The 24,574-nt window shown below is 39.2% G+C and carries 25 protein-coding genes; 17 read left to right on the top strand and 8 right to left on the bottom strand.

Annotation, left to right across the window (positions count from 1 at the left end; translation table 11 throughout):
* Positions 1–72 precede the first annotated feature (72 nt).
* From LMF32_RS02545 to LMF32_RS02480, 14 genes are all read left to right on the top strand, one after another.
* Complete coding sequence (locus LMF32_RS02545) at positions 73–1,455, top strand: potassium transporter TrkG (RefSeq protein ID WP_230523754.1); 1,383 nt, start codon at positions 73–75, stop codon at positions 1,453–1,455.
* A 188-nt stretch (positions 1,456–1,643) separates the two neighbouring features.
* Positions 1,644–3,023, top strand: a complete 1,380-nt coding sequence (locus LMF32_RS02540) for a potassium transporter TrkG (protein ID WP_230523753.1) — start codon at positions 1,644–1,646, stop codon at positions 3,021–3,023.
* Between the two features lie 13 nt (positions 3,024–3,036).
* The gene (locus LMF32_RS02535; protein WP_092479245.1) at positions 3,037–3,708 is read left to right on the top strand and encodes a TrkA family potassium uptake protein; all 672 of its coding nucleotides are present in this window, start codon (positions 3,037–3,039) and stop codon (positions 3,706–3,708) included.
* Positions 3,709–3,940: 232 nt separating this feature from the next.
* A complete protein-coding gene (gene murB / locus LMF32_RS02530; protein ID WP_230523752.1) occupies positions 3,941–4,858 on the top strand; it encodes a UDP-N-acetylmuramate dehydrogenase in 918 nt (305 codons plus the stop codon).
* 313 nt (positions 4,859–5,171) lie between these two features.
* Complete coding sequence (locus tag LMF32_RS02525) at positions 5,172–5,714, top strand: XRE family transcriptional regulator (RefSeq protein WP_230523751.1); 543 nt, start codon at positions 5,172–5,174, stop codon at positions 5,712–5,714.
* A 74-nt stretch (positions 5,715–5,788) separates the two neighbouring features.
* The gene (locus LMF32_RS02520) at positions 5,789–6,880 is read left to right on the top strand and encodes an ABC transporter ATP-binding protein (protein WP_230523750.1); all 1,092 of its coding nucleotides are present in this window, start codon (positions 5,789–5,791) and stop codon (positions 6,878–6,880) included.
* 10 nt (positions 6,881–6,890) lie between these two features.
* Positions 6,891–7,706 (top strand): ABC transporter permease, encoded by an 816-nt coding sequence (locus LMF32_RS02515; protein WP_230523749.1) that lies wholly within the window; start codon positions 6,891–6,893, stop codon positions 7,704–7,706.
* Positions 7,703–8,536, top strand: coding sequence for an ABC transporter permease (locus LMF32_RS02510; RefSeq protein WP_230523748.1), 834 nt, complete (start codon positions 7,703–7,705; stop codon positions 8,534–8,536). Before LMF32_RS02515 ends, LMF32_RS02510 begins: the two co-directional genes overlap by 4 nt.
* Complete coding sequence (locus LMF32_RS02505) at positions 8,533–9,606, top strand: ABC transporter substrate-binding protein (RefSeq protein ID WP_230523747.1); 1,074 nt, start codon at positions 8,533–8,535, stop codon at positions 9,604–9,606. Before LMF32_RS02510 ends, LMF32_RS02505 begins: the two co-directional genes overlap by 4 nt.
* 201 nt (positions 9,607–9,807) lie before the next feature.
* A complete protein-coding gene (locus LMF32_RS02500) occupies positions 9,808–10,266 on the top strand; it encodes an ASCH domain-containing protein (RefSeq protein WP_230523746.1) in 459 nt (152 codons plus the stop codon).
* Between the two features lie 39 nt (positions 10,267–10,305).
* A complete protein-coding gene (rpiA, locus tag LMF32_RS02495; protein ID WP_230523745.1) occupies positions 10,306–10,977 on the top strand; it encodes a ribose-5-phosphate isomerase RpiA in 672 nt (223 codons plus the stop codon).
* 180 nt (positions 10,978–11,157) lie between these two features.
* On the top strand, positions 11,158–11,514 hold the full coding sequence (locus tag LMF32_RS02490; RefSeq protein WP_230523744.1) for a hypothetical protein: 357 nt from the start codon (positions 11,158–11,160) through the stop codon (positions 11,512–11,514).
* 203 nt (positions 11,515–11,717) lie between these two features.
* Positions 11,718–13,127 carry an ISLre2 family transposase gene (locus tag LMF32_RS02485; RefSeq protein ID WP_230523743.1) on the top strand — a complete coding sequence of 470 codons (1,410 nt, stop codon included), beginning with the start codon at positions 11,718–11,720 and terminating at the stop codon, positions 13,125–13,127.
* 234 nt (positions 13,128–13,361) lie between these two features.
* Complete coding sequence (locus LMF32_RS02480; RefSeq protein WP_230523742.1) at positions 13,362–14,666, top strand: pyrimidine-nucleoside phosphorylase; 1,305 nt, start codon at positions 13,362–13,364, stop codon at positions 14,664–14,666.
* Between the two features lie 60 nt (positions 14,667–14,726).
* Here the strand turns inward: LMF32_RS02480 and LMF32_RS02475 are convergent, their stop codons facing one another.
* Positions 14,727–15,326 (bottom strand): TraX family protein, encoded by a 600-nt coding sequence (locus tag LMF32_RS02475; RefSeq protein WP_230523741.1) that lies wholly within the window; start codon positions 15,324–15,326, stop codon positions 14,727–14,729.
* Positions 15,327–15,497: 171 nt separating this feature from the next.
* On the opposite strand from LMF32_RS02475, the gene LMF32_RS02470 reads away from it, so the two are divergent.
* Complete coding sequence (locus LMF32_RS02470) at positions 15,498–16,217, top strand: AzlC family ABC transporter permease (protein WP_230523740.1); 720 nt, start codon at positions 15,498–15,500, stop codon at positions 16,215–16,217.
* On the top strand, positions 16,210–16,539 hold the full coding sequence (locus tag LMF32_RS02465; RefSeq protein ID WP_188203886.1) for an AzlD domain-containing protein: 330 nt from the start codon (positions 16,210–16,212) through the stop codon (positions 16,537–16,539). The genes LMF32_RS02470 and LMF32_RS02465 overlap by 8 nt, the downstream gene beginning before the upstream one ends.
* 54 nt (positions 16,540–16,593) lie before the next feature.
* On the opposite strand, the gene LMF32_RS02460 is transcribed toward LMF32_RS02465, so the two are convergent.
* Entirely contained in the window at positions 16,594–16,941 is a 348-nt protein-coding gene (locus tag LMF32_RS02460; protein WP_230523739.1) for a hypothetical protein, read from the bottom strand.
* A gap of 184 nt (positions 16,942–17,125) precedes the next feature.
* Here LMF32_RS02460 and LMF32_RS02455 point away from each other — a divergent pair, with 184 nt between their 5' ends.
* Entirely contained in the window at positions 17,126–17,659 is a 534-nt protein-coding gene (locus LMF32_RS02455) for an acyl-CoA thioesterase (protein WP_230523738.1), read from the top strand.
* A 45-nt stretch (positions 17,660–17,704) separates the two neighbouring features.
* On the opposite strand, the gene LMF32_RS02450 is transcribed toward LMF32_RS02455, so the two are convergent.
* The 6 genes from LMF32_RS02450 to LMF32_RS02425 all read right to left on the bottom strand — a co-directional run bounded on the left by LMF32_RS02450 (position 17,705) and on the right by LMF32_RS02425 (position 24,571).
* Positions 17,705–18,700, bottom strand: coding sequence for a YhdH/YhfP family quinone oxidoreductase (locus LMF32_RS02450; protein ID WP_230523737.1), 996 nt, complete (start codon positions 18,698–18,700; stop codon positions 17,705–17,707).
* A 319-nt stretch (positions 18,701–19,019) separates the two neighbouring features.
* Positions 19,020–20,090: a type 2 isopentenyl-diphosphate Delta-isomerase gene (fni, locus tag LMF32_RS02445; RefSeq protein ID WP_230523736.1), complete on the bottom strand. Its 1,071-nt coding sequence runs from the start codon at positions 20,088–20,090 to the stop codon at positions 19,020–19,022.
* A 35-nt stretch (positions 20,091–20,125) separates the two neighbouring features.
* Positions 20,126–21,202: a phosphomevalonate kinase gene (locus LMF32_RS02440; protein WP_230523735.1), complete on the bottom strand. Its 1,077-nt coding sequence runs from the start codon at positions 21,200–21,202 to the stop codon at positions 20,126–20,128.
* Between the two features lie 56 nt (positions 21,203–21,258).
* Positions 21,259–22,245, bottom strand: coding sequence for a diphosphomevalonate decarboxylase (mvaD, locus tag LMF32_RS02435; RefSeq protein WP_230523734.1), 987 nt, complete (start codon positions 22,243–22,245; stop codon positions 21,259–21,261).
* Complete coding sequence (mvk, locus tag LMF32_RS02430; RefSeq protein WP_230523733.1) at positions 22,229–23,182, bottom strand: mevalonate kinase; 954 nt, start codon at positions 23,180–23,182, stop codon at positions 22,229–22,231. Before mvk ends, mvaD begins: the two co-directional genes overlap by 17 nt.
* 30 nt (positions 23,183–23,212) lie before the next feature.
* Positions 23,213–24,571 carry a tripartite tricarboxylate transporter permease gene (locus tag LMF32_RS02425; protein ID WP_230523732.1) on the bottom strand — a complete coding sequence of 453 codons (1,359 nt, stop codon included), beginning with the start codon at positions 24,569–24,571 and terminating at the stop codon, positions 23,213–23,215.
* Between the last annotated feature and the right edge of the window lie 3 nt (positions 24,572–24,574).

The raw sequence follows: 24,574 nt of genomic DNA, 5'->3' as shown, positions 1-24,574 counted from the left end.
ATTGATGAACTAAACATCAAGCAATAGACGAAAAAATTGTAGAAAGACATCAGTAAGAAAGGAGTGTTCTGAATGATCAGAGATAAATTTCGGTTATTATCGCCGTCTACCAAAATCGCAGTCAGTTTCTTGGTCATTATTTTTATTGGCTCCTTATTACTGTCTATGCCGATCAGTCATTTACCTGACTCAAACGTCAGCTATTTTGAAAACTTGTTTACATCTGTTTCAATGGTTTGCGTAACTGGGCTCTTAACCACGCCGATCGTGACCACATACAGCTTGTTTGGGAAAATCGTTTGTATTTTGTTGATGCAAGTAGGTGGACTGGGACTGATGACTATATTAGCAGCATTTATTGTCGGAGTAGGAAGAAGAATGACTTTTAGAGACACCATTGCTGTCAATGAAGCTCTTAACAGGCACAAAATAGGGAATTTTAAGGATTATTTAACATCCATTATCAAGTATACAGCTATTATCGAAGGTAGTGCATTTGTTTTATTAGCATTGCGTTTTGTACCTGATTTCGGAATGAAAAAAGGGTTGTTTCATGCCTTGTTTCTTGCGGTATCTGGATTCAGCAATGCTGGTTTTGACAGTTTTGAAGGAGACAGCTTACAAAATTACGTTCATGATCCACTAGTAAATGGTGTCATGATGGGATTGATTATTCTAGGGGGAATCGGATTCTCAGTCTGGTTTGACGTAACGGAAAATGTACAGTCTGTCTTCAAAAAACGTGTCAAAATCGGTTTTATGAAAGATTATAAACGACTTCAAGTGCATACGCGATTAGCATTGAACATCTCGCTTTTTTTACTGATTTTAGGAACAGTAGTATTCTTGGCTCTGGAATGGAGCAATCCTGAAAGTATTGGAACATTTAATGTTGGAGATAAAATACTAGCGGCTTTATTTCAATCAACCACTTTTCGAACAGCGGGTTTTACGACAATTGATTTTCTGGATTTTAACCATTTGACTTTGTTCTTCCTTATTATCACTAGTTTTATCGGTGGATCCCCAGGAGGGACAGCTGGTGGATTGAAAACGACCACTGTGGCCTTAGTGGTATTGTTGATGTACAACGAAGTAAAAGGACAGCGGTATGTGAATTACGCTTATCACACTATTCCGACTGAAACAGTGCGTAGAGCTTTAGTGGTCGTTATTACATTCTTTGTATGCTTTATGCTGGGGACTAGTTTATTGCTGTATTTTGAGCAAGACCAACAACCCTTCCATTTGATGTTTGAAATTGCTTCTGCATTGACGACTATTGGGCTGACGATTGATTTGACGCCTGAATTATCAGCAGCTAGTCAGGTAGTGATCATGGTGCTGATGTTCATCGGACGCATTGGACCTATCACCATATTTTTGAGTCTTGGAAGAAGCCACAAGAAACAGAGAAATCACAAGTATGCTAAAACGAATATCTTGATTGGATAAGGATAGAGTTGATGGTCTGGGTTCACTTTCGAATTAGGGGTTTATGCACTAAAAAGAAGCTGGATAGAGAAGGATCTGCAGCAATTAAAATATTTTGTTTTTTTGATATTGAAACCTCTTTACTTTTACACTAGAAAGATTATAATACATTAGAACTTGAGAAAGAAACTATCATAAAGGAGGACGACATGTCTGCAAAAAAAATTAGGGAGATGTCCCCTGCTGTCAAAATTGCAATTAGCTTTGCTATGGTTATTTTTGTAGGATCCCTACTGTTATCATTGCCAATAAGCAACCTTGACACTTCTGAAACTACTTATTTTGACAATTTATTTATGGCTGTTTCTATGGTGTGCGTTACTGGATTATTTACTATACCTGTTGCAACATCTTATACTTTGTTTGGCCAAATAGTAACTATTTTATTAGTGCAAATCGGTGGTCTTGGATTAATGACCCTGCTAGCTACTTTTGTTTTAAAATTAGGTAGAAAAATTAGTTTTTCTGATACTTTAGCAGTAAATGAAGCATTAAACAGAAGTGAGCTTAGCGATTTTAATCATTATTTAGCTTCAATTTTGAAATACACACTCATTATTGAAGGTACAGGGATGTTCTTGTTGAGTTTTAGATTTGTTCCAGAGTTTGGTTGGGGGAAAGGGTTATTTACTTCTTTATTCTTAGCTGTTTCTAGTTTTAGTAATGCAGGTTTTGACAATCTAGGAGCGCTCAGCCTTCAGAAATATGTTCATGATCCCCTAGTCAATATCGTCATTATAGCGTTGATTGTTTTAGGCGGAATTGGTTTTTCAGTTTGGTTCGATGTCACTCATAATATCCAATCTATTGTAAAAAAGAAAGTACGTAGTGGCTGGAAACGTTCTTATCGCTTGCTCAAAACACACACTCGATTGGCTATTAACATGACGGTTGGTTTGATATTCGTAGGTACGCTTATGTTTTTACTGGTAGAATGGAGTAATCCAACATCTATTGGAACTTACTCAGTAGGAGAAAAGATATTAGCGGCTATGTTCCAAACAGTAACAATGAGAACTGCTGGATTTGCTACGATTGATTATGAACTTGTTAAACCTTTTACATTGCTATTTTTTATTTTTACCATGTTTATCGGCGGATCTCCAGGTGGAGCAGCTGGTGGTATCAAAACGACTACATTTGCGTTAATATTTTTATTGATCATTAATGAAGTCAAAGGCCAAAAGTATGTTAATTATGCAAACCATTCAATTCCGATTGAGCTCGTTAGACGGGCAATCGTTGTAGTAGCTACATTTTTTGGTTTTCTTATGGCAGGAGTCAGTATCTTGATGCTTGTTGAAAATCAACCATTTTTATATTTGTTATTCGAAGCAGTTTCTGCGCTAGCAACTGTGGGAGTAAGTGTCAATTTGACACCTGAATTATCTCCAGTTAGTCATGTGGTCTTGATGTGTTTAATGTTTGTAGGAAGAATCGGACCGATTACGATCTTACTGGGATTAAACCGAAACAACAAAAAAACGAAAGACAAACTATTTGCAAAAACGACAATTTTAATTGGATAGGAGAAAAGTTAAAATGGCGGTTAGAACAATTGGTGTATTGGGACTTGGAGTATTTGGTTCTTCGATAGCAAAAGAACTAAGTGAATTCGATTGCGAAGTCATAGCAGTTGACATAGATATGGATAATGTTGAACGGGTTGAACCTTATGTTACTCAAGCGGTTCAAGGGAATATCACAGATTTAGATTTCTTACAAAGTATTGGGTTAGAGAATTGTGATGTTGTAGTAGTTGCAACGGGAACAAGTTTAGAGGCTAGTGTGCTAGCTGTTATGAACTGTAAAAAACTGGGCATTACCACTATCGTCGCAAAAGCTAAAAACAAATCATTTATGGAAGTGCTGCTTGAAATTGGAGCTACTAAAGTGATTCGTCCAGAAAAAGAAGCTGGAACACGTGTAGCAAAAAGTGTTATTAGAAGACATATCACAGATATTGTTGATTTGGATGAGGACTATGCCGTTATCGAGTTTATTCCGCCAGAACCATGGATCGGGAAAACATTTGATGAATTAGATTTAAGAAAACGTTACGAGATCAATATTATCGGAGTTCGTAGAGCGAGTCAAAAACGGATGGATGTCTCGTTTAGTCCTGATTATCGTATTGAAGGCGGTACTATACTGGTAGGAATAGCTGAATCAGAAGTATTTGAGCGTTATGACTATTTGAACAAATTAAAATAACCCGCACGAGGTATGGTGGAGCGAAAACTCTGTCATACCTCTTTTTGTTCAAAAGTTATTCTAAAAGATGGCTAAAAATTTATTTATTTCATAAAGCAAACTACAAAAAGACAACATTGCATGGTAAACTACAAAATAAGAATGAAAAAATTTCTCGTCAGCAATGGAAATTTGCTCAGATTATTATAAAGTGGAATCTTTTTTTATCCACACGAAAGGGTATTTTAACGCGATGGTAATTGAAGAAATTAAGAAGCATTTCCCTAATTTGATTGTAAAAGAAAATGAACCTTTAGCTTTGTATACGTACACTAAAACTGGAGGCCCAGCCGACATTTTAGTTTTTCCTACCACTATCGAAGAAGTAAAAAACGTAGTGGAATGGGTCAATAAAGAACAACTTCCTTTAACAGTACTAGGCAATGCCAGCAACTTGATTGTTAAAGACGGTGGAATCCGTGGAGTTGTGTTGATTTTAACCAAAATGAACCAGATTCAAATCGAGAAGAAAAAAGTGATCGCACAAAGCGGGGCACGTCTGATCGATACGTCTTATGCTGCTTATGAAGCTGAATTGACAGGGTTGGAATTTGCTTGCGGTATCCCTGGAAGTATTGGTGGAGCAGTCTATATGAACGCTGGAGCCTACGAAGGCGAAGTCAGCGAAACAATTGAATCAGTGACTGTTTTAACACTTGCCGGCGAGTTGAAAGTCTTAAAAAATAAAGACTTGGACTTCAGCTATCGTCATAGTGCTATTCAAGAGAGTCACGATATCGTTTTGGAAGTTGTTTTTGCTTTAGATCATGGCAAGAAAAAAGAGATCAAAGAACGTATGGATGAATTGACGTTCTTAAGAGAGTCGAAACAACCTTTAGAATTTCCTTCGTGCGGCAGTGTCTTCAAAAGACCTACTGGATATTTCACCGGAAAATTAATCCAAGAAGCTGGTCTGCAAGGGTTAGTGTGGGGCGGAGCACAAATCTCTGAGAAACATGCTGGATTTATCGTGAATATCGATCATGCTACAGCGACAGATTACATTGAATTGATCGAACATATCAAAGAAGTGATCTTAGAGGTCAATCAAGTACAATTAGAAACAGAAGTCCGTATCATCGGCGAAGACTTAGTGAGAGAGTTTTCCTAAAACCCGCTTCGCAAATTGAATAGACAAGCAAAAGACCATTTCATTGAGTTGGAATGGTTTTTTTGTGTATACAAGGAAAATTTTTATGAGAAAACGCGCTTGCGTTCGCTGATGTTCCAATATTGGGAGAAAAAGAGCACGCAAATGCAGATAAAAGCAATGTTATAGTCACAAATTTTCATCCATAAAGTATTGCAATTTGAATAGAAATCCCTATAATAAAAAGAGGTTTTACTAAACAAAATAATTAGTCACAGAACACTTTTGTGCTTTTTAGTTTAATAAGAGTAAACAAAAATGAGGATGTATAACTATGGAAATCGGTAATCGGATCAAGAATCTGCGTATTCAGAAAAATTTGACACAAGAAGAACTTGCAGAGCGTACTAATTTGAGTAAAGGGTATATCTCTCAAGTAGAAAGAGACTTGAGTATGCCTTCGATGGATGTGTTTTTTGATATGTTGGAAGTGTTGGGTTGTAGTCCGAAAGATTTTTTTGATGAAGAACAAGAAGAACAAAAAGTAGTGTATAAAAAGAGTGACCGGACCCATTTTGAATCAGTGGACAGCCAATACACTATTCAATGGCTGGTACCAGAATCGAACGAGAACGAGATGGAACCCATCGAACTGACACTGGAAAAAAATGGAGCCTTTAAAGAATTTCCTCCATCGATGGCAGAAACATTTGCCTACGTGACCAAAGGGGCTGTTTGTATTGAAATCGGTTTGAATCGATACTACGCCAAAAAAGGGGACGCGATTTATTATCACGCGAATGAGACTCATCAAATTTTCAACCAAGCGGATGGAGAAAGTCATTTGCTGATGGTGGTAACAGAATCCTATTTATAAAAAGTACTTGAAAGCATTTCACTTGTCATTAAGAAGTATAACCAATAGATTGAGACAAAAAGGAGTCCAGAAAAATGCCAGAAAATCCAATTATTACGTTTGAAAATGTAAAGAAACAATATGAAGAAGATGTTGTATTAAAAAACATCAATCTAAAACTTGAACGTGGCAAGTTTTATACCCTATTAGGACCTTCTGGTTGTGGAAAAACGACCATTTTAAATTTGATCGCAGGCTTTACTGAAGTAACAGAAGGTACTGTGACGATCAATGGAGAAAAAGTCAACGATGTGCCGCCGAACAAGCGAACAGTCAATACTGTTTTTCAAGATTATGCACTATTCCCGCATATGAATGTATTTGAAAACATTGCTTTTGGATTGCGAATCAAAAAGATGGACAGTAAAACGATTGAAGAAAAAGTGGCTTCTGTTTTAAAGATGATGCGGTTGTCAGGATATGAAAACCGTGCGATCAGTGAGATGTCAGGTGGTCAGCGTCAACGTGTGGCCATTGCTCGAGCGTTAGTCAATGAACCAGATGTATTATTGCTGGACGAACCTTTATCAGCCCTGGATTTGAAATTGAGAACAGACATGCAATACGAATTGCGCGAATTGCAGCAACGATTAGGTATCACTTTTGTTTTCGTTACTCATGACCAAGAAGAAGCCTTGGCGATGAGCGATGAGATTTTCGTTATGAAGGACGGAAAAATCGTTCAAAGCGGAACTCCTGTGGATATTTATGATGAGCCGATCAACCGTTATGTAGCGGACTTTATTGGGGAAAGCAATATCGTTGAAGCAACGATGATCCAAGACTACGAGATTTCATTTGTCGGGCGCACATTTGAATGTGTGGATGCTGGAATAGCAGCAAATGAACGAGTAGAAGTAGTCATTCGGCCAGAAGATCTAGTACTTACGACGCCTGAAAAAGGAAAATTGACTGTCAAAGTAGATACACAACTATTCCGAGGTGTGCATTATGAGATCATCGGCTACGACAGTGAAGGAAATGAATGGATGGTTCATTCAACGAAGAAAGCAACAGTAGGCGAAATGGTCGGATTGTTCTTCAATCCTGAAGATATTCACGTAATGCGTATTGGAGAGACAGAGAAAGAGTTCGATGCACGTCTAGAAAGTTACGAAGAGGAGTAGGAGGGAAAAAATGAAACAAACAAAAACATTTTATTTTGTACCTTATTCGATTTGGCTGCTCCTATTCGTAGTAGCACCATTGATATTGATTTTGTATCAATCATTTTTTGACATCCAAGGAAACTTTACTTTTGCTAATTACGCAACGTACTTTCAGTCAGGAACGTATTTGACGATGACATTCAATTCTATCTTTTATGCATTTTTGATTACGTTGTTCACTTTATTGATCAGCTATCCGACAGCATATTTGCTGGTGAGAACGAAACATAAGCAATTATGGCTGTTGTTGATCATCTTACCGACTTGGATCAATTTATTGTTAAAAGCTTACGCATTTATCGGCATTTTTAGTATGAATGGAACGGTCAATGATTTCTTGAGTTTTACTGGAATCGGCCGTCAACAAATCTTGTTTACAGATATGAGTTTCTTATTGGTAGCTTCTTATATTGAGATCCCGTTTATGATTTTACCGATCTACAATGCTTTGGAAGAAATGAACCCTTCTTATTTGAAAGCCAGTAATGATTTAGGGGCAAATAGTTGGGAAACATTTAGACGAGTGATTTTCCCGTTATCCCTAAATGGCGTAAAAAGCGGTGTTCAAGCTGTATTTATCCCGTCACTATCCTTATTCATGCTGACACGCTTAATCGGAGGGAACCGAGTGATTACATTGGGGACAGCGATTGAGCAGCATTTCTTAGTAACAGAAAACTGGGGAATGGGTTCGACGATCGGGGTCATTTTGATCATAGCGATGTTCTTAATGATGTTGGTGACAGGAGAAAAGAAAAAGAAAGGAGCAGTTCATAAAAAATGACAAAGAAAAACTTTAAATGGTCAAATTTATATCTGTTGTTGGTTTTTGTGGTCTTATATGCTCCGATCATGTATTTGATTTTTTACTCTTTCAATGAGGGCGGAACGATGACGTCGTTTACTGGCTTTACATGGGACAATTATGCGGCTGTATTCGAAGATACCAGGTTGATGGGAATAGTCCTGGACACGTTTCTGGTAGCATTGTTGGCCTCTTTGTTGGCAACTGTGATAGGAACTTTTGGAGCCATCGGCATTTATTACGTTAAAAACCGCAAAATGCGCAATACTTTTTTGAGCATGAACAATATCTTATTGGTTTCACCAGATGTTATCATTGGAGCCAGCTTTTTGATTCTGTTTACCTTTATCGGTTTTAGATTAGGTTTCACTTCAGTGGTGTTGTCTCATGTAGCTTTCAGTATTCCAATCGTTGTTTTGATGGTATTGCCGAAGTTGCAAGAAATGAATCCGACGATGTTGAAAGCAGCTCAAGATTTAGGTGCAACGAATCTGCAAGTACTGACAAAAATCGTTTTGCCGGCGATCACGCCTGGGATATTAGCTGGTTACTTTATGGCGTTTACGTATTCGTTAGATGATTTCGCCGTAACGTTTTTCGTTACTGGAAATGGATTCAGTACGCTTGCGGTAGAAATCTATTCTCGCGCACGTCAAGGTGTATCTTTGGAGATCAATGCTTTGAGTACATTAATGTTCTTATTTGCATTGATCCTAGTGATCGGATACTATTTTATCCAACAATACAACATGAGCAAAAAACACAAACAGAACGGTAAAAAGAATGCTAAGGCGGTGACTTTACTATGAAACGATTGGTAACGTTGGCAGCCATTATTCTAGCAGCTTGCGGAGTTTTGTATTACTCTTCCAACAAATTGGACCAAGCGCAAGGAATTACCGGTGAAAACACATTGAATTTGTACAACTGGGGAGATTACATCGATCCAGAGCTGATCACTAAATTTGAAGAAGAAACGGGTTATGTGGTTTCTTATGAGACGTTTGATTCGAATGAAGCGATGTACACTAAAATCAGCCAAGGTGGAACAGCTTACGATCTGGCTGTTCCTAGTGAATACATGATTGAACGGATGATTGAAGAGGATATGCTGATCGAATTGGACCATTCTAAAATCGAAGGAATGGAGCATTTAGATCCTGATTTGTTGGATATGGCATTTGATCCAGGCAACCAATATTCAATGCCTTATTTCTGGGGAACGTTAGGAATCGTTTATAACACAAAGTTTATTGAAGAAGGTTCTATTGAACATTGGGATGATTTGTGGAAACCTGAATTTCAAGACAACTTGATGTTGATTGACGGCGCTAGAGAAGTGATCGGATTATCGTTAAACAGTTTAGGGTACTCCGTCAATTCTAAAAACGATGCAGAGTTAGCTGAAGCTGCTGAAAAATTGGATACATTGACACCAAATGTAAAAGCAGTCGTTGCTGATGAAATCAAAATGTATATGATCCAAGAAGAAAGCTCGATCGCGGTAACCTTTTCTGGAGAAGTTGCGGACATGATGTGGGAAAATGAAGATTTACAGTATGTTATTCCACCAGAAGGTTCGAATCTTTGGTTTGATAACTTTGTCATCCCTAAAACAGCTCAAAATACGGAAGCTGCTTACGCGTTTATCAGCTTTATGTTAGATCCGGAAAATGCTGCTCAAAATGCTGAGTACGTTGGTTATTCCACACCAAATTTGTCGGCATTGGACATTATGCCGGCTGAGATCACTGAAGATGAACAATTTTATCCTTCAAAAGATACGATGGAACATTTAGAAGTATATGAAAACTTAGGACAAGAATACATTGGTATCTATAATGATTACTTCTTGAGGTTCAAAATGCACCGCAATTGATTATTTATAAAGAGGTTCAGCGTCTTTTAACAAAGGTGCTGAGCCTCTTTTTTGGATGAGAGAAACTTTAACGGAATCACATGCTTAATAAGTTTTCAAATTGACTAGAAAAGAGTATGATAGTAGACAGTGAGGGTTTAAAGAAACTATGAGTTGCTTAGGTGCAGCAGATAGATTTATAGATAAGGTTAAGGTGTAAAAATGGAGAATGAGTCAGCAAAAGATTTGTGGGAGAGTTTTCAACAGCAAATTACAAATTTGCCGGAGAAATACGATGTTTGGTCTTTTGGAGATACGAAAGAATCAGCAGATGAATTGGCAGCTTTGGTTTTGGCAGGATTAAAAACGGCTACTTGCAGCCTAAAAAGAATGTATGAAATCGACGGTGCAGATTTGCCGCAAGTTGGAACCTATTCAGTGATTCTCGATGGAGACGATCAAGCAGTAGGGATCATCCAAAACTTGGAAGTGAAAGTTTTTCCGTTTGACGAAGTGACGGAAGACATTGCCATAGCTGAAGGTGAGGGAGATCGAACAGTAGAATATTGGTCAGACGTTCATAAAGAATTTTTCAAAAGAGAATGTCAATCGATCGGCGAATCTTTTTCTACTAAAATGGAAGTTGTGTTCGAACGCTTTGAATTGGTGTATGCTGCTTAATCAGCAACAAGAATACTAAAGATGAGGAGAAGTTATCTGATGAACTTGAAAGAAATGGTTGGAGAAAAAGCTGCAGAATATGTAAAAGATGGAATGGTAGTAGGGTTGGGCACAGGCTCAACAGCTTATTATATGGTAGAAGCCATTGGAAGACGTGTGAAAGAAGGATTGGAGATCGTTGGAGTAACTACTTCTAATCGTACAAAAGAACAAGCTGAAGGACTAGGCATCCCATTGAAAAGTGTGGATGAAGTCGACCGTATTGATCTGACAATAGACGGAGCAGATGAAATCAGCAAAGACTTTCAAGGCATCAAAGGTGGCGGAGCGGCTCATTTATTCGAAAAAATAGTTGCCGACAATTCGGATAAAGTGATCTGGATCGTTGATGACAGTAAAATGGTCGAACAACTAGGAGCTTTTCCATTACCGATAGAAGTGATTCCTTATGGAAGCCAACAGTTGTTCCGCACATTTGAACAAAAAGGGTATAAACCTGCGTTCAGAAAAACGGAAAGCGACGAAAAATTGGTGACAGATGCAGGGCATTACATCATTGACTTACATATGGAAGTGATTGAAGAGCCACATTCATTAGCAACATGGTTGGATAGTTTGACAGGTGTGGTAGAGCATGGTCTGTTTTTAGACAGTGTGAATACCGTGATTGTCGGAGGCGAAAACGGCGTAGAAATTTTAGAAGCCAGATAATTTTAAAAAAATGAAATGGGTCCAAACTGGTCAATCAGTTTGGGCTTTTTTTGCATTTGTTAAGGATGATGTAAAAGAAGAAAATTTCCCTTCTAGGATAAACGAAATATGCTATAATAACTTAAGTAATCGTTTCCAAAAAGATGCTTACATAAATAACAAACTATTAGGGGGGATAAGATGAGTCCTATATACACACTATACTGGTCGTCATTTCGGCTTGTTTTTGTATTTTTAGCTATCACATTAACTATCGTGTTAGCTTCAGCGTTTATTAAGAAAGTGAAAGAGAATAAATTGATTGCTCTAGCACTCTGGGGAACTTCTTTCAGTTCATTCATCACAGTAATTTTTGCCTCTTATTTTTCAGGCATTTTATACGATGAATTAAACATTCCGACTGATAATCTCATTTTATTTTTAATGGGTTATGCATCTATTGTATTCATCGTCCACACAGGATATTTTCTATTTACGTTGATTCGTAAAAAGAAATATTCTTCAGTGAATTCTGTTGGACGAGGTTATTACCTGTAAAAAACGCAAAAGGATCGAAAAGGAAACTTTTCGGTCTTTTTTGTATTAAGAACAGCCGGTTATTTTACTAGAAATTTCTCATAATCATAGTATGTGTAAAATAGTTCTCGAGAGCCAATAATTTTACTGGAAAAAAGAAAGAAGGCACTTTATCATAAATGTATGCTTTGCACGGCAAATACATAAATGAAAGAGGCCTTCTTATGGATAAGATTATATCAAAGGTTTATCAAATAATAAAGGATTCAAGCAATTTAATAGATACAGAGGAAGCTATTCAAGTCTACATGTATGATGTGTTCGCTCAATTAATGAGTCAGATTTTCACCAACATTAATCAAGTGATCAAAGAGGAAAAACAACAGGAAGGCTGGAAAGTGAAACGAGACGATTGGAAAACGGTTCAATTTATCTTCGGTCCCGTTCGGTACCGGCGTACGCTAATGGTGGATACTAATAATCAGAACCATTATCCACTAGATGAATGGTTAGGCATTCGAAAATATCAACGCCATAGCCCACTAGTAGAAGTAAAAGTGGCAGAGTTGGTGAGTAAAGCTACTTATCGAGATACCGCAGCTATTCTAAACGAATGGACGGCCATTACGCTGAGTCATCAAACAGTCGGCAGTCTTCTTAAACGCGTTGGAGCAGCACAATCACGTGAGGATGAAGAAAATGTATTGGAACTAGAAGAAGCCACGGAGTTGCCCGAAGGAAAAAAGGTGGACTATTTTTACGCCGAAGCGGATGGGGTTTTTGTACGTGGGACAGAAAAGAAAAAAAGCTTAGAAGTTCGTCATGCCATCCTTTACGAAGGCTGGGAGAAAAACGGAAAGCGCGTCTCTTTAAAAGAACCCAAAGCCATCATGACGACTAAAAAAACCGCTGGTTTTTGGGCAGAAGTTCAAGCCTTTACAGCGAGCCGTTATTCGTTGCAGCAAGCTCAAATCATTACCAATAGTGACGGTGGACAAGGGTATACCGCAGACAAATTCCAAGAAGCTTTTTCTCAATCGAACTATCCTGTTTTAAATCAACTAGACTCTTATCATGTCTTCCAAGGCTTAAACCGCGCGTTTGGAGCGCAAACTAACGTTTTTAAACAGCATGTCCGTCAAGCATTAAAAACGCATGATTTAGATGAATTAACTATTTGGTTGGATACGTATGAAAGTACATTAGACGAGACACCGGCAGTGGAAAAATTGAATACGTTCAGAACATACGTATTACGGAATTGGGATCGGATTTTCGACTGGCGTGAAAAAGCAGAACAAGTGCCGAAGGACGCAAGAGGTTTAGGCGCAATGGAGTCGAATCAACGGCATATTTCTTTTCGAATGAAAAAACGTGGGATGCATTGGAGCGCAGAAGGCTGTGAAGCTATGGTAAAAGTAAAACAAGGCATGTTCAATCACACCTTACGCGAAGCCTATCTTCATCAGCAAAATAGAAGTACTCGGCAACAACGCAAGTTGAAACAAACGGTTCGTTTATCGTCGTTATTGCATGAGAAAACACGGCAATCAGTTGGTGCAAAGAATGGGACGATTCCATTATATGCCTCTCGTTCATCAGCAATAGGACAATTAATTAAAAGTTTTCGTTAATTCCTGTCTTATGGGAGGAGGTTCCTGGTTTTAGGAACGTTCTTCCATAAGATGGGCCAGCAAACGGTGGAGCCGTGCGGTAGCTGACAAGTGTACAAAAATAGAGTGCCTAAACTAGCGGAGTAATAGGACGCTCGAGAAAAACTTGACACAAACTAATCATAAGAAAGAAAACGCTATCTTATTGAAGTGTGTTACACTATTCTTGTACTAATGATAGGGAGATGATATTGAGTGAGAATGGTAGATTTGATTCACAAAAAACAACATCAAAAAGAATTGAGTACGGAAGAAATTCAATGGATGATCGAGCAATACACAAACAATGAGATTCCTGATTATCAAATGAGCGCTATGTTGATGGCGATCTATTTTGAAGATATGACAGATGCTGAACGTGGTGCATTAACCATGAGTATGGTCAAATCAGGAGATGAGATCGATTTATCCCAAATCGAAGGAGTAAAAGTAGACAAACATTCCACAGGTGGAGTGGGTGATACAACAACTTTGATCTTAGCTCCATTAGTAGCCAGTGTTGGTGTACCAATCGCTAAAATGAGCGGTAGAGGATTAGGACACACAGGCGGAACAATCGATAAATTAGAAGCCATTCCAGGTTTCCATGTGGAATTGAGCCAAGAAGAGTTCGTAAAACAAGTAAATGAACATAAAGTAGCTGTTGTCGGACAATCCGGAAACTTAACTCCAGCCGATAAAAAATTATATGCTTTAAGAGATGTAACCAGCACAGTAGATTCTATTCCATTGATTGCTAGTTCGATCATGAGTAAAAAAATAGCTGCCGGAGCAGATGCCATCGTTTTAGATGTGAAAACTGGTGCCGGAGCGTTCATGAAAACTCCTGAAGATGCACGCAATTTAGCTGATGCAATGGTGAAAATCGGTAACCATGTAGGTCGTAATACAATGGCTGTTATTTCTGACATGAGTCAACCTCTAGGATTTGCTATCGGAAATGCTCTAGAAGTCCAAGAAGCGATCGATACGTTGAAAGGTCATGGACCAGCTGACGTTGTGGATCTATGTTTGACATTAGGAAGCCAAATGGCTCACCTTGCAGGTGTTGGTAAAGATCTTGATGAAGCAAGAGACTTGTTAGAAGTTAATTTGCACAATGGAAAAGCTTTAGAAGTCTTCAAAACATTTGTTGCAGCACAAGGCGGAAATCCTGATGTAGCAGATGATCCAGACTTAATGCCTAAAGCTGCTTATCAAACAGAAGTTTTAGCACATAAAGACGGTTACGTAGCTGAATTAGTGGCGGATCAACTTGGTGTAGCGTCTATGATGTTAGGTGCCGGACGTGCAACAAAAGAGAGCGAGATTGATCTAGCTGTCGGATTAGTTTTACACAAAAAAGTTGGGGACAAAGTGGCTAAAGGCGAAGCATTGTTAACTATCCACAGCAACCAACAAGAAATCCCTGATGTAGAAGAAAAAATCTGGGAATGCATCACAATCGCAGATGAAGCTAAACCATTGCCGTTGATTTACGACATTTTAGCTGGCAAATAAACAATTAATTAAAAACCTTCCACAGTTTTCATGACTGTGGAAGGTTTTTAATTTTATCCTTCATAGTGAAGCGATCAAATGAATCACTGCCAAGTGAAGCGGGTAGTAGGCATAACCTAAATATTTAGGGAAACGCACTATATGAGGATAACTATTGAATAGTATCAACACTAACGATAGCAAGGCGTATATTTGAATAGATGAGAAAACAGCCAAATGTATAACAAGATAAGCGATGATTCCAAGAGTACGGTCTTTTGAAACCAGCCAATAGATTGCCCATCCTAAAAGAAAACCGTAAATTCCGTATTCCACAAAATAACTGGCGATCAAGCAAGGAATAAAGAAACGCTTATCTTTTATAGATAAAGCTAATAAAGAAAGAGCGAATAAGATATTGATCCTGCCTAAAGTGACAGGGATAGAAATAATTCCAAATACGACCAATTGAAAAAGGTACTTTTTAAAGTTCCGTGTTCTTTGGGTCCCAAGGACAGTTGTGTATAAAAATAGTGGAAAAGAAATTCTGCCGATGATTCTCAAAATACCGTATTGAGGTAAAAGATAAGCACCAATATGATCGATCGTCATCGTCAAAATCGCCAGCCATTTAATAAAATTCGTTTTCTCGTCATACGTTGTTTGTGGATAATTCTCCATTGCTTCGCTCCTTTTTGATGAAATGGGTTGTCCCCATACCTTTGTGGATAGAACCAGAAATAAGCCACTAGGGACTTTTCCTTATTATACTAGAGAAAACCATTTTCTTTAACTGAAAGAGGAGTTTGTTATGCTATAATAATTCTTAATCTTTATAAGCGGGGTGAAGGAGTGGAAAAAGAAGTTTGGTCAAAAGGTTTTAAAGTCGTTTTTCCGGTCATGTTGAGTTATGTTCCATTAGGAATGGCTTGTGGGATGCTGCTGTATGAAGCAGGAATAAGTGTTTTTGGAATTGGCTTAATGAGCACATTGGTTTTCGCTGGAGCAGGTCAATTTATGGCTGCATCCATGCTGACAGCTGGAGCAACGATACCGTCGATCATCATCATGACGTTCTTTCTAAATTTGCGTCATTTATTGATGAGTTCTAGTATAGCGCCATTTTTCAAAAAGAAATCTATGCCTTTTTTGATGTTGTACAGTCATACATTGGCAGATGAATCGTATGCATTGAACTACACTCAATTCAGAACAGACAAAGAATGGACTCCAGATAGCGCGTTGACGACGAATTTGTTAGCTTACTCCAGCTGGGTATTTAGTACGATTCTTGGCGGATACATAGGCAGTACTTTCGCCTTCAATACAACGATCATGAATTACGTATTGATCGCCATGTTTATTTGCATGTTGGTGAGTCAATTCGTATCACGCATCTTTGTTATTGTTGGATTGGTAGCAGGAGTTTTATCGGTTCTATTGATGGTATTGCTGAATCACAATATTGCTTTAGTGATCGCAGCGGTCATTGCCTCATTCGTAGGGTATCTATTAGATGAGCGAAGAGAAAAGAAAAAAGCAGCGGAAGGAGAATCGGTTCAAAATGAATAGTAGCATAGTGATGTTGATTTTAGGAATGGCTGTGGTGACTTATTTGCCGAGATTCGTACCAATGCTGGTGCTGAGCAACCGAAAAGTTCCCGAAAAGCTTGTCAAATGGATGTCTTTCATTCCAGTATCGATTTTTTCAGCGTTGGTGTTTTCAGATGTCTTTTTTTGGAACAGTGAAGTGAATGTGCATCCACTAGAAAACGTGAAGCTGCTCCCGACATTGTTGGTTTTTTACATAGCTTATAAAACACAAAATTTATTGTGGTCAATGGCATTTGGGATTTTAGGAATCAGTGTAATGGTTTTATTTACAAGTATATAGATAGCTGCAAACAAAGAGGACCTGTAATCATAGACAAGTTCTCTTTATTGATATTTATAGTTCTAAGTAGTGGTATAAGCGTTTCTTGAAGAAGAAATAAGGAAGTAACCAGAAAATGATGGATACTAAAAAATATTTTAAAAGAAAGTTATCAGAAGGCCATAGGAGGAAAGCGAAACCAATGATGTCTATAACTTCGCTAACGATAACTAACTGAGTGATTTTTAAACGAGTTGATTCCGTTACATAATCTGTATTGATGGGTTCGGCAGGGAAAAAAGACAGGTGTCGAACGAAACGAGAAGAATAGTCTCCTTTACGGACTTTTAAGATAGTTATGATTCGAAGTGAAAGAAACAGTATACACAAAATAATCGTGAAAATGATTAAATAAGTGTTCATAGATTTCTCCTATTCTTAAGCATGATGAACGTTTCTGTCGAGTCAATCATACCATAATAGATATTGAAATAAATCGGTTACAAATAAAAAATCCATAAGTTTTAATAAGAAAAAAAAGCAGAAAAAGGTATGGAACTCGAATCGTGTTATAATAAGCACAGTAATAAATATGGAGGCTTTTAGAATGACAAATCAATCTCGAGAAGTAAAAAAATGCTGGGAATCAAAAGTGGTACAGACGCACCGTGTCTTTCCTGGTGACGTAAATTCCCATCGGACATTATTCGGAGGGAGATTAATGAGTTATATTGATGATACAGCATCGATTTCTGCTTCTCGTCACAGTCGCAGCGATGTGGTTACGGCATCAATGGACACATTGGATTTTTTACATCCCATACATGAAAACCATTCTGTTTGTATCGAGAGCTATGTAACAGGTGCAGGAAATACTTCCATGGAAGTGTTCTGCAAGATAATGGGAGAAGAACTGTCTTCTGGTGAGCGGTATTTGGCAGCGACAAGTTTCATTACTTTCGTGGCCGTATCGAAAGTTCCAGGCGAAAAACGAATGGTTCCTTTGGTCGAGCCTACGAGTAAAGAAGAACAATTTATCTGCAGCGGCTATGAAAGCAGAAAAGCCAGACGCATGTCCAGCCGCTCATTTCACGAAGAATTTGCCAAGACGATTGAAAATAAGATGCCATGGTCAGAGTAAAGTGAACAAAGCCCTCTGCGGATGATTCCGTAGAGGGCTTTACCTTTATTTTACTTTAACCAATGTGCGTCCAGTCATTTTTCCAGCAAGAATCTTCTCAAATGCACTCGGCAGTTCTAGAAGAGTCACTTCTTGGTCAATCAGTTGTTCTAGGTCACCAGGTTTCCATTCAGAACTCAACAACTCCCATAAACGACGTCGAAGGTCTAATGGACAGTTAACAGAATCTACTCCGATCAAACGAATGCCGCGTAAAATAAACGGCAAAACGGTAGAGTCGAATTTGATACCGCCAGCGTTCCCGCTCAATGCGATAGCCCCAAAGCTCTTGATTTGAGCAAATAAGTGCGGCAGTTGTTCTCCGCCTACAGGATCCACCACACCTGACCAACGTTGTTTAGCCAACGGTTTTAAAGGGTCTAAGCGAACTTCATCAGGATGCAAAATGGTATCTGCTCCTAGACCAGTTAAATAAGCTGTGGAAGTTTCTTTCTTGCGGCTCACGGCCTCGATGGTGTAGTTCAAATTTCTCAAAATCGCTATCGCAAAACTTCCTACGCCGCCCGTTGCGCCTTGAACCAAGACAGGTCCTTTTTCTGGAAACATTCCCGATTCTTCCAAATAATACACCGATTGAGCCGCAGTAAAACCAGCTGTTCCTATGATCATTGCTTCCTTCAACGATAAACCTTCCGGTAAAGGCACTACCCATTCGCTGGGGACACGTGCATATTCGCTAAAGCCGCCAGAATGGTTGACACCCAAGTTGTAACCTGTCACCAAAACCTCGTCTCCGGGATTGAAATCAGATGACTCTGAAGAAACCACCACTCCGCTCAAATCGATTCCTAAAACCATAGGGTAGTTGCGAATAACGCCAGTACCCGCTTTAGAAGCTAGAGCATCTTTGTAGTTCACGCAAGAATAATGCACTTCGATAACGACATCACCTTGAGACAAGTCGTCTATTCCAATAGAACGTAATTCTGTGTAAACTTCTGAATCTTTTGAATCCACAATTAAACTCTTAAAGTTTTGCATACATTTTCCTCTTTTCGATTTAGTGATAAATGATTAATATATAGTGTAAAACCAGTTTGTAAGCGGTACAATTATATACTATATCATAGAGGAGTCAATTTGATAAGAAAAGAGTATAATTATTAAAGATATGCAAAAAGTTGGTTGTGAGAAGATAGGGGGAGAGAGTGTAGATTGACGGATGAACATCTCCTATTAGTCAAGTGAACGTCCAAATCGTGCTCACTTGATTAATAGCACCTAACTCTTATCCCCTCAGATAAACAAAAAAGGTGAGACCACTCATAATAATCGAGTAGTCTCACCTTTTTAACCAAAATTACAATCTCAGTTGATTTCTACGTGCATAAGAGCGGTAATCGATGCCTCTAGCCTCGCACCATTCTTTTACAGGTCCAGAAATGATCACGTCAGCATATTGCAAATCAGCAATCGTTTCGGCTCCTAGTAAAGTCATGATTGCAACGATGTGTTCTTTCAATTGTTCAATCTCAACAATCGTTTCTTCTACGCCGTTTTTCAATACAGAATGCAAGAAGTGTCCGGACACACCCACTGCTCGAGCGCCAAGTGACAGGCTTTTCACGATATCCATTGACGTACGGATACCTCCAGAAGCCAAGATTTCTGACGAGTGGATAAAAGATTGAGCTTCCAGAAGAGAAATCGCAGTAGACTGACCCCAACCTTCTAAAAAGTCCAACTTGTTTTCTTTGCGTCGGTAGTTCTCGATTTGAGCAAAATTTGTTCCGCCCATACCGCTGACATCTATGGTTTTGACACCGATGGAAGTCAGTTGCTGAATCGTTTCATGACTCATTCCGAAGCCGACTTCTTTCACGATGACAGGTACATCAACGCCATTAACGATGCGTTCCAATTCAGACATCCAAGTTGAAAAATCCCGGTCACCTTCTGGCATGACGATTTCTTGAGGGGTATTCAAATGGATCTGCAATCCGTCTGCTTGGATCAGATCGATTGCTTTTTTAGCATTTTCCAGCGTTTGTCCGCCGCCTAAGTTGGCTAAGACAAGACCATTCGGATTCGTTTCACGAATGATGGTAAAGCTGTCGGCTACAGAAGGATCTTTCAATCCAGCACTCAATGAACCGGATGCCATCAACATGCCTGTTTCTCTAGCAACTGTGGCCAGCTTTTCGTTCACTTTTTTAGTCCACGTGCTGCCGCCAGTGATGGCATTGATATAAATCGGCTGATTCATAGATAGTCCAGCAAAAGAAGTAGAAATGTCGATTTTTTGCGTACCCGTTTCAGGCAATGAATGATGAACGAAACGAAGGTGGTCAAAGTCTGTTTGGTGCGTATCTTGATAAAAATGTTCGGCCAACGAAACATGTTCGTTCTTCCTATTGTTTTTTTTCTCCATAATAATCCTCCTGCTGGATAAGTGTAACCCGGTAATTACTTATTTTTTACGTAAACATGCAAGGGCAAGTTGGTGATGCTTTGTTCTTCCCATGCTGTGATCAAAGATAATACGCCGTCTTTGCGGTCAAATATCACGATACCGCAATCGCCGCCGCCAGCTCCTGATGATTTAGCAGCGCCATTGAAGTCCTCTGCCAATTTGCACAAATGAGTTAATGCGGGCGTTTCAATCACGACTCCGGTTGTTTGACTCATTTTTTTCAGCAGCATTCGGTTGTGACGTATTTCTTCTTGAATTTTTTTGATATCGCCTTGTTCAAATCCGCGAATCATCTCTTGTACACATGCTGAACTAGCAGCTAAGAATTCATCATACGCCAAAGCGTCTTGTGTTCGTTTGCTGGTCACTTCATCAACTAAATGAGAAGTAGAAGCGGGAGAACCCGTCCAACCAATCAATAAACGCATTTCAGCTGGGGGAGTGAGCTGTTTGAAAGACAAGTGAGGCCACTCCAGCTCGATGACTTCTCGTACAGATAAGGCTTGCTGTTGTTGCAGTACCCATTTGCGATCAAATGTCGTAAATGCCAACCAGCCGCCGAATACACTCGCCGCTACATCGCCGCAAGAACCGTTGCTCTTAACGGACAAATGAGCTAAAGCCGCCAATTTGAAAATCGTTTCATTGGATTCATTTTGCAGACCGTAAAAGCGCAGAACGCCTTTAACAGTAGCTACAGTTACAGCAGCACTGGATCCTAAACCATATTTTCGTCCATTGGAGCTGTCTAATTCGCTGTCGACAGATAAGTGGTAGAAAGAGAGTTCTTTCCCAAAAGATTTTACATAGCTTTCAGTCACTTCGATAGCCGCTAGAATGTAATGGAAAGGATTTTCTCGTTTATCCAGAACTAAACGGTCGTTTTCGCGTTTCCAAGTGACCGGCAAGTTTCCGTATTGTGTAGACTGAATGGTCCCCATATCCGTCGTTCGCTCAAGGGAAACCGTGATGAATTGATCAACAGCCACTAAAATAGCTGGATGACCAGGTTCCACCACAGCGTATTCCCCTGCGATATATAATTTTCCGGGTGCAGAAGCACTAATCATGTATGACACTCCTTAAAAATGTTTTCAGAAATAAGAAACAACGCTGCTTTAATGTTTTAAATGCTGATTTCTTCTAAATCTTTTCCAGGTCCAGAAATCACGATTTGTTCTGGGTTGAACGTTTGTACTAAGTAGCCTTTGATTTTTTGACTATCAGACAAGCGGCACAGAACTTTGACGTTCGGACCCGCATCCATCGTAAAGTAACATGGAATACCCGATTGACGCAAATTTCTGACAGCTTGCATGGCGCGAACGCTGTCCGGTTCCCAGTAAGATAGGGGAGGATTAGCTCCCAGCATAGTCGCATGCATTTTCATACCATTGCTCTCAGTGATCATACCGACTTGTTCAAAATCTTTTGCTAAGATAGCCTCTTTGATATTCGCTAAATCGACCGCTGTAGATTCCAACCAGCTCGGGTAGAAAGGAGAAGTAGCAACAGTATTTTTCATGCCTTCACGACTGGAAATCGATTTTTGTTTGTCATTGACGATGATCGTTACCATACCGATGTCCCAAGAAGCATCATCGATCTTGATGGCACGAGAATCTTCATTGTTTGTCCCTTTTTCCCACTCTACGAATCCGCCGAACATACTGCGCGTAGCAGATCCTGAACCGCGTCTAGCATAAGTAGACAAAGTCGTTTTGTCCAAATTCAATCCGCTCGCTAAGTTAGCCGCTCCAGCTAAAGCAGCCATCCCGGAAGCAGAAGAAGCTAGTCCTGCAGCAGTCGGAACAAAGTTGGTGCTTTTAACGACAGCTGCTGAAGTGATCCCAGCTTCTTGTCGGAATAAATCAAGAAAACGGCTCACTTTTTGTGTAGCTTTAGCGTCTTGCAATGCATCATTTAAATAGAAAACATCGCCTTCAGTAGAGTCTTCAAAGACCACAGACGTTTCAGTGTAGAAAGAATCTAGGGTCAGAGAAAGGCTGCTGTTCATCGGCAAGAAGAGTTTTTCATCTCGTTTGCCCCAATATTTGATCAAAGCGATATTTGTATATGCGCGTACTTTTTTTTCATTACTCAAAAGAGTCATCCCCCAATTGATAGATCCACGTGTTAGAAGTGCCCGTTTCACGTAAGGCATCTGAAATTTGTTGTGCAGTCGTTTCGCTGTCTGCTAAAGCGATCATACAGCCGCCTCTGCCGCCGCCAGTCAACTTGGCGCCTAAAGCCCCATTTGCTAGAGCCGCATCCACTAATTGGTTCAACTGCTCATTGCTGACACCTAGTTTATCCAGAAGAAGGTGAGCTTGATGCATGTAAGAACCTAAATCAATCGGACTGTTTTCTTCGATCGCTGTTTTTGCTTTGTCAGCTAACTCTCCCAATTGGTGAATGTCATTCATTGTTTCTTCAGGATGTTCTTTCATTAAAGCAGCGATACTGCCGACTGCTTCTCTGGTTTGTCCTTTGATCCCAGTATCCGCGACAACTAAGTAAGCATCTACAGACATCTCGAAAGGAACAAACGGCTTTCCTTTGGTGTAATACAACGGCTGCTCGCCGCTTGTCATTGCTGCGTCTAAGCCGCTTGGGTTTCCATGAGCGATGACTTCAGATACATTGACTAATTCGAGCAATTGCTCATGAGTTAGTTCTTGCTCAAAGTAATTGAACAGTGCACGCACAGTCGCTACAGCTACAGCTGCACTAGAACCCATGCCTCTTTCAGCAGGAATGGAACTGTCGATTTTTAAACTAAAATCTTTCAACTCTTTTTTTAAAGCCTTCAAACTGATTTCCACCACAGTCAGTAAATTGGATAAACGTTCAGGAACGTCTGTCAATAAACCTTTGTGATAAATGCAATCTACCGTAATCGGACCTGTTGATGGTGTAACAGTCGTTTGGATAGTCGCTTTTGGGAAGGGGATTGCTAGAGAAGGTTCTCCGTAAACAACTGCGTGTTCTCCCATTAAAATGATTTTTCCTCTTGCTCTCCCAATAGCTTGGTTGTTTACTGTCTGCATTGGTACGTACTCCTTAAAGGTTGATTTGTATTAGATGAGCGCCAAATATTGAACGATAAACGGCGCCGCGTATAAGGTCATGAACTGTATACCATAGTTCACTCCCATTTTATTTAACGTTCCACTAGTGATCCCAATCAATAACACTCCAAAGATATTGATCAAGCCTGCATCCATATAGGAAAGCAGAAGGATGAAAGAAATAAATAATCCTAAAATGGCTTCGTGGGGAATTTTTTCCAGAACAAATGTCGATATTTTTCCTGCATACTTGTTAATAATAACATAACTTAAAGCGGAAGCTATAGCTGCACCTAAAACGATAGCGATCGCTTTTTCTCCTGTAGATAAAATATGAAATAAGTTATTTTCTACTGTGTAAACAGGAGGGGCATTAAACAACGCGCTTCCCGGACCAATAGCAGTAGGAGACAAAGGAATACCCAGAGCCACTAAAGGAATAATAATTCCTGATATGTAAGTCGACTGGGATAATGCACTCATGGTAGTAATTGTAGTCGTCGCTTTTTCTTCAGGATCTTTGATCTTGTTGGATACTGTTTCTCCAAATAACAAAATCAATCCTACTGGACTTAAAACAAAGAATATATTAGAAAGAAGGGCTGAAAAGGATGCAGCTTTTAATTCTTTTTTAGATAAGATCTTGAAAGGATTCAATCTTTTTTCTTTATCCAAATCACTCGGGATAATGATTTTTTTGTAACTGTCAGTCAGCATTGTTTTGCGTGTTTCTTTATTCAATAATTGCATCAATGATACGATCAATGGGCCAATCGTAATTCCTAAGAAAAATGAAGTCGTGATATTTGCGTCTTTTGGAACAACTCCAGTGCTCCAATACAAGTGGCGTAAACTTTGGAACAAGATAGCTAAAGGAATAATGCTTAATAAAGAAAGCATCTTTTGCTTACTGATCAAAGACAGAAAGACAGCTCCTATGACGAACAGCAATGATGCATACGGCTGGATAGCTTCTGCAAATGGAATCAATAAGTTCGCCAATAAAAATGAGACGGGAATCGAAATCATCGTTCCGATCAAAGCTCCAGCAGCCATTTTTTTAACAACGACACTGGACTTACCCTCATTCTTTAAGTAAATAGCGTGATCGATCATTGGCGCAGATAAAACACCCCCGGGCAATCCCACTAAAGCTGTTGGCATCAAGTTGGTTAAATTCAGTGTAATAAAAGAGGCTACAAAGAATGTTAAAATGATCATCGGGTCAGCTCCTGATAGAATTAATGCCAATGATACCGGCATTAAAACAGAGGTTTCATCTGTCCCTGGAATAAATCCGATAAACGTGTATAAAACAACCGCACTTAATGCAGCGAAAAACATTTGAACAAGCAATAAAACATCCATTTC

The sequence above is a fragment of the Desemzia sp. C1 genome (genome assembly GCF_020882875.1).
In the GTDB taxonomy this organism is placed as follows: domain Bacteria; phylum Bacillota; class Bacilli; order Lactobacillales; family Carnobacteriaceae; genus Desemzia; species Desemzia incerta.
The sequence above is the reverse complement of the archived record's forward strand: the minus strand, read 5'-3'. Positions and strand labels throughout refer to the sequence as shown.

Bases quoted from the DNA above. Each gene is read 5' to 3' on its own strand.
- LMF32_RS02505 (WP_230523747.1), top strand. From the start codon at position 8,533: ATGAAACGATTGGTAACGTTGGCAGCCATTATTCTAGCAGCTTGCGGA.
- LMF32_RS02520 (WP_230523750.1), top strand. From the start codon at position 5,789: ATGCCAGAAAATCCAATTATTACGTTTGAAAATGTAAAGAAACAATAT.
- LMF32_RS02535 (WP_092479245.1), top strand. From the start codon at position 3,037: ATGGCGGTTAGAACAATTGGTGTATTGGGACTTGGAGTATTTGGTTCT.
- murB (WP_230523752.1), top strand. From the start codon at position 3,941: ATGGTAATTGAAGAAATTAAGAAGCATTTCCCTAATTTGATTGTAAAA.
- LMF32_RS02440 (WP_230523735.1), bottom strand. From the start codon at position 21,202: ATGATTAGTGCTTCTGCACCCGGAAAATTATATATCGCAGGGGAATAC.
- LMF32_RS02450 (WP_230523737.1), bottom strand. From the start codon at position 18,700: ATGCAAAACTTTAAGAGTTTAATTGTGGATTCAAAAGATTCAGAAGTT.
- fni (WP_230523736.1), bottom strand. From the start codon at position 20,090: ATGGAGAAAAAAAACAATAGGAAGAACGAACATGTTTCGTTGGCCGAA.
- LMF32_RS02475 (WP_230523741.1), bottom strand. From the start codon at position 15,326: ATGGAGAATTATCCACAAACAACGTATGACGAGAAAACGAATTTTATT.
- LMF32_RS02460 (WP_230523739.1), bottom strand. From the start codon at position 16,941: ATGAACACTTATTTAATCATTTTCACGATTATTTTGTGTATACTGTTT.
- LMF32_RS02490 (WP_230523744.1), top strand. From the start codon at position 11,158: ATGAGTCCTATATACACACTATACTGGTCGTCATTTCGGCTTGTTTTT.
- LMF32_RS02485 (WP_230523743.1), top strand. From the start codon at position 11,718: ATGGATAAGATTATATCAAAGGTTTATCAAATAATAAAGGATTCAAGC.
- LMF32_RS02540 (WP_230523753.1), top strand. From the start codon at position 1,644: ATGTCTGCAAAAAAAATTAGGGAGATGTCCCCTGCTGTCAAAATTGCA.
- LMF32_RS02510 (WP_230523748.1), top strand. From the start codon at position 7,703: ATGACAAAGAAAAACTTTAAATGGTCAAATTTATATCTGTTGTTGGTT.
- LMF32_RS02455 (WP_230523738.1), top strand. From the start codon at position 17,126: ATGACAAATCAATCTCGAGAAGTAAAAAAATGCTGGGAATCAAAAGTG.
- mvaD (WP_230523734.1), bottom strand. From the start codon at position 22,245: ATGACTCTTTTGAGTAATGAAAAAAAAGTACGCGCATATACAAATATC.
- mvk (WP_230523733.1), bottom strand. From the start codon at position 23,182: ATGCAGACAGTAAACAACCAAGCTATTGGGAGAGCAAGAGGAAAAATC.
- LMF32_RS02525 (WP_230523751.1), top strand. From the start codon at position 5,172: ATGGAAATCGGTAATCGGATCAAGAATCTGCGTATTCAGAAAAATTTG.
- LMF32_RS02425 (WP_230523732.1), bottom strand. From the start codon at position 24,571: ATGGATGTTTTATTGCTTGTTCAAATGTTTTTCGCTGCATTAAGTGCG.
- rpiA (WP_230523745.1), top strand. From the start codon at position 10,306: ATGAACTTGAAAGAAATGGTTGGAGAAAAAGCTGCAGAATATGTAAAA.
- LMF32_RS02545 (WP_230523754.1), top strand. From the start codon at position 73: ATGATCAGAGATAAATTTCGGTTATTATCGCCGTCTACCAAAATCGCA.
- LMF32_RS02515 (WP_230523749.1), top strand. From the start codon at position 6,891: ATGAAACAAACAAAAACATTTTATTTTGTACCTTATTCGATTTGGCTG.
- LMF32_RS02465 (WP_188203886.1), top strand. From the start codon at position 16,210: ATGAATAGTAGCATAGTGATGTTGATTTTAGGAATGGCTGTGGTGACT.
- LMF32_RS02500 (WP_230523746.1), top strand. From the start codon at position 9,808: ATGGAGAATGAGTCAGCAAAAGATTTGTGGGAGAGTTTTCAACAGCAA.